Origin of the sequence: uncultured Ruthenibacterium sp., from assembly GCF_963558415.1 — a bacterium.
Classification (GTDB): Bacteria; Bacillota; Clostridia; order Oscillospirales; family Ruminococcaceae; genus Ruthenibacterium.
This window is the reverse complement of sequence record NZ_CAUWGY010000083.1, coordinates 1-10388: the sequence shown is the minus strand read 5'-3', so window position 1 is coordinate 10388 and position 10388 is coordinate 1. Positions and strand designations below refer to the sequence as shown.

Genomic DNA, 10388 nt, shown 5'->3' with positions numbered 1-10388 from the left:
GACGACGGTGAGCCGGCCAAGACCAGCGGCCTTCCGACACTGGAAGCCATTCGCCATGCGGGTTTGGTGGACTGCATTGTGGTTACGACCCGGTATTTTGGCGGTACGCTGTTGGGAACAGGCGGTTTGGTGCGAGCATATACAGCGGCCGCGTCTGCGGCTATTGCCCGGGCAAAGGTCGTGTGTGTGCGCGTGTGCGTGCGTGGCACATGGACGGTGGAATATCCGCTGTACGAAACCGCAGTCAAACTTTTGACGGAACAGGGAGCTAAACTGGAAGAAGCTCAATTTACTGATAAAGTGACTTTGCCGTTTGTGATGTTGGCAGGTACAGAGCAGGCACTTGTACCGAAAGTGCAGCAATTGTGCCGTGGCGCCGCGGATATTCAAATTTCTGACCCTTATCACGCGCCTTTTTAGTCGAAAACAAAAAATTTACAAAATACACAAGGGAAATCGCGCATTTGTGTCGTATAGAGTATATGGAACATTTTTTTCAGGCAAGGAGGCCTGCGTATGACGGTGCGTGAGCGAACACAAGAGATTGAGCGGATGACGTTGTCGCCTTATGCTGCGCTCAGCGAAGACAGCCGGGGGCGTGAACGCGATGAGCCGCCCTGTCCGATTCGCACTTGTTATCAGAGGGACCGCGACCGCGTCATACATTGCAAAGCCTTTCGGCGGCTCAAACAAAAGACGCAGGTCTTTCTCTCGCCAGAAGGAGATCATTATCGCACTCGCCTCACGCACACGTTGGAAGTTAGCCAGATTGCGCGAACCATTGCACGGGCTCTGCGCCTGAATGAGGATTTGACTGAGGCCATCGCTCTTGCTCATGATTTGGGCCACACTCCCTTTGGCCATGCAGGTGAGCGCGCATTGAACAGGCTGTGTCCGGGCGGATTTAAACATTATGAACAGAGCGTGCGCGTCGTGACAAAGCTGGAGAAGGGCGGACAAGGGCTCAACCTAAGCTGGGAAGTACGAAACGGCATTGTGTGCCACACGAAGGGCGCTTGGGCAGAAACTCGTGAGGGACAAATTGTCCGTTATGCGGATCACATCGCTTATATGAATCATGATATTGAGGATGCAGTGGCGGCCGGCGTGCTTCGAAATGAGGATATTCCAAGGGAGATCAGTCGAGTACTGGGCGCTTCAAAATCTCAACGAATCACTTCCATGATCTGCAATATGATTGATCATGGTGCTGAGAATATTGGCATGGATGGTGAAGTGGCCAGCGCTTATGAGGCGTTGCATGATTTTATGTACAGTACGGTGTACGTGGATCGGGTAGCCAAAAAAGAAGAAAAGAAGGTGGACAAGCTCATTGAAGAGCTGTACAACTATTTTCGAGAGCACCCCACCCATATGCCGCAGGACTATCTGTATATTTTTTGGAATGAAGGAGCTGACCGGGCTGTGACGGATTATATTTCCGGCATGAGCGATGAGTACGCTACTCGTACGTTTGAAGAGTTGTTTGTCCCCAAAAAATGGCAGGTGCTTTGAGGAGGAAAATATGGACGAAAAAAGGTTTGAAGTAGTCTACAAACAGACGGTTTCATTCAGCACGGAAGTACGTATTTTGCGAGACAAGGTTACCGGAGTCCACTATCTCATCAATTGGACAGGCCAGGGCGGCGGCATCACGCCGCTTCTGAATGCTGAGGGAAAACCGGTGGTTTCCTTTGACTAAATGGAGTCTTGCCGATTAGGAGGTGACGGTCAGTGATTCCGCATGAATACATAGAAGAGCTCGTGCAGCGCAGCGATATTGTGGATGTGGTGCAAAGTTACGTACAACTTCGTCACAGGGGCCGCACCCATACGGGCTTGTGTCCATTTCACAATGAGAAAACGCCGTCTTTTGTGGTGTATCCCGAGACCCAGTCTTTTTATTGTTTTGGCTGTGGTGCGGGCGGTGACGTAATTACTTTTATTAAAAAAATCAATAATGTGGATTATGTAGAGGCCGTGAAGACTTTGGCTTCCCGAGCGGGCATGCCCCTGCCGGATGAAGACGATAAAACCGGTCGGTTACGTAGCCGGGTGCTTTCCATCAACAAAGATGCGGCTCGCTTTTTTGTGGAATGCTTGCAAAGCGATGAGGGGAAAGCGGCACGGCGATATTGGGTGGAAAAGCGAGGCCTTACCCCTAAGACAATCACGCGTTTTGGATTGGGCTATGCGCCGGACGGTTTTAACCGTATGCGTGATTATCTTCGAAAGCGTGGTTACAGCGAGGAAGAAATGCTGGCCAGCGGTGTAGTGCGCAAAAGCGATCGAGGCAGTTTGTATGACATGTTTCGCAATCGAGTGATGATTCCCATCATTGATTTGCGGGGCAACGTAATTGCTTTTAGCGGACGAGATTTCACATCGGAAAAACCTCAGCGAAAGTATGTCAATAGTCCCGAGACAGTGGTATACAAGAAAAGTCGAACACTTTTTGCAATGAATCTGGCTAAGAAATCCGCATCTCGGCGGTACATATTGTGTGAAGGAAACTTGGACGCCATTTCGATGCATCAGGCCGGATTTGATACGGCGGTAGCGGGCTGTGGTACAGCGCTCACTTCCGAGCAGGTAAAACTGATCGGAGATTATGCGGACGAAGTTGTGTTGTGTTTTGATTCGGACGAGGCGGGACAAAAGGCGACTGCGCGCGCGATTCAGTTGTTTGCTGCGTCCAATGTCAAAGTGTCGGTTTTAAACATTCCGGATGCCAAGGACCCGGATGAATATATCAAAAAGTTTGGCGCGGATCGCTTTGAAATGTTGCTCAATGGTTCGGCCAATGCGATCGAATATGCATTGCAGAAGGCCAAGGCGAAATACGATGTGGCAACACCCGATGGCCGGGTGGGATATTTGAAAGATGCAATCTCGGTGTTGGCAGGCAATGTGTCTGCTACTGAGCGGGACGTGTACGCAGGCCGCCTTTCTCAGGAAACGGATGTAGCAAAGCCGGCAATTTTGAATCAGTTGGAGTCGGCGGTGCGTGCGCGCAATCGCCGCCAAAAGCAGGAACGGGAGCGGCAGCTTCTGGAAGAAGGAGTCGGCGGTCGAATCAAGGTCCCGTTTTCACAAGGTGGTCAGAAAGCGTTGGGAGTGGCATTTGCACAGCAACAGTTGGTAGCTGCGCTTTTAAAAGAGCCTTCTTATGCTTCACTGGCCGCAGGGCGAGTCAAACAGGAGGATTTTTTGGATGAAGGTCTGGGCCAGGCATATGCACTGCTGATGGAGCGGGTGCAGAATGGTGAGAGTGTCGATGTTGCTTCTTTGGCTGGAACCGTGTCTGAGCAGACATTGGCGTTGATCAGCCGAGTTCTGGCACAGAACTATGATGTGGGATTTTCGCGCCAAGATGTGGAAATGTATTTGGAGCGTATTGAGCACAGCGTGCCTGAATCCAGTCGTGCCGCCCAGAAAACCGCGGATGAGCTGGCAGGTTATTTGCAGATGCTTCGCGATAAAAAAGGATAGAACGCAAACAAAACACATATATTAGATTGAACAAAAATAAGGGAGTCATTATGGGAGAGAAAAAGAACGTCATTTTGAATCTTGTGGAACAGGGCAAGCGCGCCGGAAAGGTGACGACCAAAGAAATCAACGACACCTTGGAGGAAATGGGATTTGAAGTGGAGCTTGTGGACAAGCTTTACGAGACGCTGGAAGCAAACAATATCGAGATTGTAGAAGAACCAGACGCAGATGCAGAAGATTTCACATTGACCGAGGACACTGTGGATGTGTTGGAATCTGCGCTGACTGCTGAAGGCGTTTCGATTGACGATCCGGTTAAGGTGTATTTGAAAGAAATTGGCCGAGTGCCTTTGCTTAGCCCGGAAGAAGAGATCGACCTGGCCATTAAAATTCAAAATGGTGGCCCGGACGGTGAAAAAGCAAAGCAGCGCTTGTCTGAGGCGAACCTTCGCCTGGTGGTTTCGATCGCAAAGCGGTATGTGGGACGAGGCATGCAGTTCTTGGATTTGATTCAGGAAGGAAACCTGGGCCTGATCAAAGCCGTGGAAAAATTCGACCATACCAAGGGCTTTAAGTTTTCCACTTATGCTACTTGGTGGATCCGGCAGGCCATTACGCGTGCCATTGCGGACCAGGCCCGCACCATTCGTATTCCGGTGCATATGGTAGAGACCATTAACAAAGTAAAAAAAGTTTCCAGCCAGCTTTTGCATCGGAACGGACATGAGCCCACTGCGGATGAAATCGCGCAGGAATTGGATATGCCGGTCGACAAAGTGCGTGAAATCATGCGTGTCGCCCAGGAGCCGGTGAGCCTTGAGACTCCCATCGGTGAAGAAGAGGACAGTCATCTGGGCGACTTCATTCCTGACGAAGATGCGCCTGTTCCTGCTGAGGCGGCCAGCCACACACTGCTTCGGGAACAGTTGGGCGACGTGCTGAAAAGCTTGACACCCCGTGAGGAAAAGGTGTTGCGTTTGCGTTTTGGCCTGGAGGATGGACGTCCTCGCACCTTGGAAGAGGTAGGCAAAGAGTTCAACGTCACACGTGAACGCATTCGTCAAATCGAGGCTAAGGCGCTGCGCAAGCTGCGTCATCCCTCTCGTTCCAAAAAATTGCGCGACTTTTTGGATTGATTGAATATAAAAATGAAAAGTGGGCCGGCAGGCCCACTTTTTTAAGGAGGAAACAGTGTGGCAACAGATATGACCAAAGGCCCGGTCGTTCGGCCGCTGGTCCGTTTCACATTGCCGTTGGTATTGGCAAATGTGTTTCAGCTTACTTATAACGCCGCGGATGCTATAATCGTAGGACGGTTTGTAGGCAAAGAAGCATTGGCTGCAGTAGGAGCGGCTGGTCCGGTGGTAAATATCATCACTTTTCTGGTAGTAGGAGCCTGTTTGGGAGCAGGTGTTTTGATGAGCGAATTTTTCGGCGCACAGGATAGAGAGACTTTGCGCTGTGAAATTGGTACATCGTTGACGGCTGGTTTGGCCTTTACGATTGCCCTTGTTCTTGGCTGCGGATTATTGGCACATCCGCTTTTAAGCTTAACCAGAGTTCCCGAGGACCTTTTGCCATCGGCCGCGTTGTATTTGCAGATTGTGTGCGCGGCACTTCCGTTTACTTTTTTGTATAACTTGTTTGCCAGTGCGCTGCGTGCCGTAGGAGATTCTCGCACACCGCTGTTTTTCGTAGCGGCATCTGCCTGCGCCAATATTATTGTGGATTATGTATTTGTGGTGGTTCTTGATTGGGGCGTGCAAGGAGCTGCTTTGGCTACTGCGTTGGCAATGACATTCAGCGGAGTATTGTGTACGGGGTATGTCTGGTTCCGGATCCCTTTGCTTCGTCCCGGGTGGTCACAACTTCGTCCACGCTCGGATTTGCTCCATCGCACGATTGGATACAGTTGGGTCACAGCCATGCAGCAGGCGGCGCTTTATATTGGAAAACTTCTGGTGCAAAGCTGCGTCAATACGTTGGGCGTGGACACCATTGCGGCATTTAATGCTGTAAACCGAGTGGATGATTTTGCGTATACACCGCAACAGAACATTGCGCATGCCATGACCACTTTTTTGGCGCAGAATCGGGGCGCGGGGAAGAAAGATCGCATGGAACAGGGATTCCGGGCTGGTGCACTTTTGGAAGTGGTGTACTGGGCGGCGTTGGCGGTGGTGGTGCTCCTGTCAGCGCGGGGAATCATGAGCCTGTTTGTGGACGGAGATGAGACCGTTGTAGATATGGGAACCAGTTATCTGCACTGGATGGCGTTGCTTTATTTGATGCCTGCTTGCACCAACTGGATTCAGGGCTATTTCCGTGGATTGGGTGATTTGAAGGTGACGCTGATTTCTACATCCGTACAGATGCTGGGGCGTGTGAGTTTTACCTTCATTTTGGCGCCGCATTTTGGCATCGAGGGCATTGCCTTTGCACAGATGGGCGGCTGGATCGTAATGCTGGCCTATGAGGTGCCGGTGCTTTTGCGTACGCGCAGAAAAATGAAAGCTTGAAAAAGACTCTTTGGAAAGTGCGGCTTGACAAATGCCGCACTTTTTTTTATGATTAAAGTCAATCGTTATAGTATAGTTAAAGGGGTGTGTCCATTGCATATTACTCAGGAGTCTGATTATGCGATCCGGATTGTTTATTGTTTGGCCAAAAGTGGTGCGCGGCGGGATGCCCGCAGTATTAGTGAGGAAATGTGTGTTACATTGCGATTTTCTCTCAAAATTCTTGGAAAGCTGGCCGCTAGCGGAATCGTAAACAGCTACAAGGGCAATCGAGGCGGTTACGAACTGGCCCATAGCCCGTCTGAGGTAAACCTGAAAGATGTGATTACTGCTGTAGAGGGTCCTTATCATCTATCACGGTGCACACAGGATGGGGTTTGCAATCGGGGAGCTTCCGGTACTTGTGCTTTCCAGCAAGTGTTCCGAAAACTCAGCGATGAGATCAACGAAAAGCTTGAAAAGGTCAATTTCCAGATGCTTTTGGATGGAAATCTTGATTTTTGATTACATAAAACCACACACGGCGCCTTGCGTGCCAAGTGTGGTTTTTTCATACTTTTTTTTCGAAAAAGCACCTTGACGACTTGCCTTTTATGGGTTATAATGCTTGAATGTATCATAATGGCTTAGTGTGCACCATGTGAACAAAAACAGCGAAAATCTTTGTGCAAAACGCTGAAAAATATGGAGCAGACGAGCTGTTTGTGCGCAAATTGTAAGCCCTGTAACGTTGGAGAAAGAGGAGTGGTCGTACATTATGGTGAAAGTCAAGCCCGTACAACTTGGCAGAACCGAGCGCATGAGCTTTTCCAAGATCGATGAAGTCATCGATATGCCGAACCTGATCGAGGTTCAGAAAAACTCATATCAGTGGTTTCTGGACAAAGGCCTGAAGGAGGTCTTCCGTGACATTTCCACGATTGAGGACTACACTGGCAACCTTGTGCTGGACTTCATCGATTACCGCCTGGATTCCCAGCCCAAATACAGCATCAAAGAGTGCAAAGAGCGCGACGCCACTTATGCTGCGCCGCTGCGTGTGACCGCCCGCCTGCTGAACAAGGAGACCGGTGAAGTAAAAGAGCAGGAAATCTTCATGGGAGATTTCCCGTTGATGACGGATTCCGGTACGTTTTTGTACAACGGTGCCGAGCGTGTGGTCGTTTCCCAGTTGGTGCGCAGCCCAGGTGTGTATTTCGGAAAAAGTTACGATAAGACTGGTAAAGAACTGTTCACGGCGACCATGAACCCCAACCGTGGTGCATGGTTGGAGTATGAGACCGACGCCAACGATGTGTTCTATGTGCGTATCGATAAAAACCGTAAGATTCCTGTGACGGTTTTGATTCGTGCATTGGGCCTTGGTGAAGATCAGAAGATTCGTGAGTTCTTTGGCGATGATGAGCGGATTGAGGCCACTTTGGCCAAAGACCCGACCAAGAGCGAAGAAGAAGGTCTTCTGGAGACTTATCGCAAGTTGCGTCCGGGCGAGCCTCCTACAGTGGAGAGTGCCTCTAGCCACTTGAACGGTTTGTTCTTCGATCCGCGCCGGTATGATCTGTCTCGGTTCGGTCGTTACAAGATGAATAAGAAGCTGGCCATCGGCCGGCGTATTGCGGGACAAATTGCTGCCCGCGACGTAATTGCGCCTTTGACGGGCGAATTGCTTGCTGCTGCGGGTGAGAAAATCACCATGGAGACTGCTATGGCGGCTGAGCGCGCCGGTGTAAGCGTAGTTTATGTGACTGTAGACGAGAAAGAAGTAAAAGTCATTTCGAATGGCACAGTCAACGCCAACGATTTCTTCTCCTTTGACACTGCAGAGTGCGGAATTGACGAGAAGGTCAACTTTGCGGAAGTGTGCGCCATCCTGGATCAGACCAGCGATGTTGAGGAGCAGAAAGAACTGATCGTGAAGAATCACGACAAACTGATTGCCAAGACCGTTACGGTAGACGACATTTTCTCTTCGATCAACTATTTGAATGGCTTGGCTCATGGCATCGGCACGACCGATGATATTGACCATTTGGGCAACCGCCGTATCCGCAGCGTAGGTGAACTGTTGCAGAACCAGTTCCGCATTGGTTTCTCCCGCATGGAGCGCGTGATTCGTGAGCGCATGACTTTGCAGGCGCAGGATATGGAAGTGGTTACGCCTCAGTCTCTGATCAACATTCGTCCTGTGGTTGCGGCCATCAAGGAGTTCTTTGGTTCTTCTCCGTTGAGCCAGTTCATGGACCAGAACAACCCGCTGGCTGAGTTGACACACAAACGCCGTTTGTCTGCGTTGGGCCCGGGCGGTTTGTCCCGTGATCGCGCCGGATTCGAGGTCCGTGACGTTCACTATTCGCACTATGGTCGTATGTGCCCGATCGAGACGCCTGAGGGACCGAACATTGGTTTGATCTCCTATTTGGCTACTTTTGCAAAAATCAACGAGTACGGCTTTATCGAAGCGCCGTATCGCCGGATCGATAAAGAACGTGGCGTGGTGACCGACGAAGTGGTCTATATGACGGCCGATGAAGAGGACGAGTACATCGTCGCACAGGCCAACGAGCCGATGGACGACGAGGGTCACTTTATGCGTGACCGTGTTTCGTGCCGTTATCGTGACGAGATCATCGAGGTTGACAAGAGCCGTCCTGACTTCATGGACGTCTCTCCGAAGATGGTGGTTTCTGTCGCAACAGCCATGATTCCGTTCCTGGAGAACGACGACGCCAACCGTGCATTGATGGGCTCTAACATGCAGCGTCAGGCAGTACCTCTGCTGGTCACAGAGCAGCCCATTGTGGCCACCGGTATGGAGTACAAGGCTGCCTGCGACTCTGGCGTGTGCATCCTTGCTAAGAACGACGGTGTGGTAGAGCGTGTGACTGCGGACAAGATCACAGTGCGCACCTCCAAGACGACCACCGATGAGTATGAACTGATTAAGTTTATGCGCTCCAACCAAGGCACCTGCATCAACCAGCGCCCCATCGTCAACAAGGGCGATGAGGTCAAAAAGGGCGATGTGTTGGCAGACGGCCCCGCAACCAAGAACGGCGAGATCTCTCTGGGTAAGAATGCTTTGATCGGCTTCATGACCTGGGAAGGTTATAACTACGAGGACGCTGTTCTGATCAATGAGAAAATCGTCCGTGAGGACGTTTACACATCCATCCATATCGAGGAGTATGAAATCGAGAGCCGCGAGACAAAGCTCGGACCCGAGGAGATTACCCGTGATATTCCTAACGTGGGTGAAGAGGCTCTGAAGGATTTGGATGAGCGCGGCATCATCCGCATCGGTGCAGAGGTTTCTGCTGGTGATATTCTGGTTGGTAAGGTTACGCCGAAGGGCGAGACAGAACTGACCGCTGAGGAGCGTTTGCTGCGTGCCATCTTCGGTGAGAAAGCGCGCGAAGTGCGTGACACCTCTTTGCGTGTGCCCCACGGCGAGTATGGCATTATCGTAGATGTAAAGGTGTTTACTCCGGAGAACTGTGATGAGTTGCAACCCGGTGTGCGCCAGGTGGTTCGCTGCTACATCGCTCAGAAACGTAAGATCAGCGTGGGTGATAAGATGGCCGGCCGCCATGGTAACAAGGGCGTTGTGTCTCGCATTCTGCCTCAGGAGGATATGCCGTTCCTGGAAGACGGCACACCGCTGGACATCGTGCTGAACCCGTTGGGCGTTCCGTCCCGTATGAACATCGGTCAGGTTTTGGAAGTTCACTTGGGTTATGCAGCCGCGGCATTGGGCTGGAAGGTAATGACACCGGTCTTTGACGGCGCACATGAGGCTGATATTCGCGAAATGTTCCGCATGGCGGGCAAGAGCGAGGACGGTAAGAGCGTCGTATACGACGGCCGCACAGGTGAGAAGTTCGATAACCCCGTTACCGTTGGTTATATGTACTATCTGAAACTCCATCACTTGGTGGATGATAAGATCCATGCTCGTTCCACTGGTCCGTACAGTCTGGTTACGCAGCAGCCTTTGGGTGGTAAGGCCCAGTTCGGCGGCCAGCGCTTCGGCGAAATGGAGGTTTGGGCTCTGGATGAGGCTATCGTCAAGGGTCAGCCGGTTCCGAAACCTGGCATCCCCGAGGCGTTCCGTGTGCTTATGAAAGAATTGCAGAGCCTTGCTTTGGATGTTCGTGTGCAAGATGTGGATGGCAATGAAATCGACATTAAGCAGACCTACGACGAAGATGAAATGGGCTTTGACGGAGCCGACCTCGCCATTGGCGACGACGTAGTGGCCGAGGGCGAGCTGAACGACGATTATAGCATTGAGGATGCGCCGGAAGACGCAGGCCTCGATATTGAACCCGACGACTCTCTTTTTGCAGATGACAGTCTGTTCGACCTTTCTGACGA

General features: G+C 51.2%; 8 protein-coding genes. All 8 read left to right on the top strand.

Annotated elements, in window-relative coordinates; all coding sequences use genetic code 11:
- A partial coding sequence (locus tag AB5H98_RS11290; protein WP_367925997.1) for a YigZ family protein occupies positions 1 to 420 on the top strand: 420 nt, incomplete at its 5' end.
- A gap of 96 nt (positions 421 to 516) precedes the next feature.
- Positions 517 to 1515 carry a deoxyguanosinetriphosphate triphosphohydrolase gene (locus AB5H98_RS11285; RefSeq protein WP_367925996.1) on the top strand — a complete coding sequence of 333 codons (999 nt, stop codon included), beginning with the start codon at positions 517 to 519 and terminating at the stop codon, positions 1513 to 1515.
- Between the two features lie 10 nt (positions 1516 to 1525).
- Positions 1526 to 1702 (top strand): DUF6440 family protein, encoded by a 177-nt coding sequence (locus AB5H98_RS11280; RefSeq protein WP_367925995.1) that lies wholly within the window; start codon positions 1526 to 1528, stop codon positions 1700 to 1702.
- Positions 1703 to 1734: 32 nt separating this feature from the next.
- Positions 1735 to 3492, top strand: coding sequence for a DNA primase (dnaG, locus tag AB5H98_RS11275; RefSeq protein ID WP_367925994.1), 1758 nt, complete (start codon positions 1735 to 1737; stop codon positions 3490 to 3492).
- 50 nt (positions 3493 to 3542) lie between these two features.
- A complete protein-coding gene (gene rpoD / locus AB5H98_RS11270; protein ID WP_367925993.1) occupies positions 3543 to 4631 on the top strand; it encodes an RNA polymerase sigma factor RpoD in 1089 nt (362 codons plus the stop codon).
- Positions 4632 to 4688: 57 nt separating this feature from the next.
- Entirely contained in the window at positions 4689 to 6014 is a 1326-nt protein-coding gene (locus AB5H98_RS11265) for an MATE family efflux transporter (RefSeq protein WP_367925992.1), read from the top strand.
- A gap of 93 nt (positions 6015 to 6107) precedes the next feature.
- The gene (locus tag AB5H98_RS11260) at positions 6108 to 6518 is read left to right on the top strand and encodes an Rrf2 family transcriptional regulator (RefSeq protein ID WP_367925991.1); all 411 of its coding nucleotides are present in this window, start codon (positions 6108 to 6110) and stop codon (positions 6516 to 6518) included.
- Positions 6519 to 6771: 253 nt separating this feature from the next.
- On the top strand, positions 6772 to 10388 hold a 3617-nt coding region (gene rpoB, locus AB5H98_RS11255; RefSeq protein ID WP_367925990.1), incomplete at its 3' end, for a DNA-directed RNA polymerase subunit beta.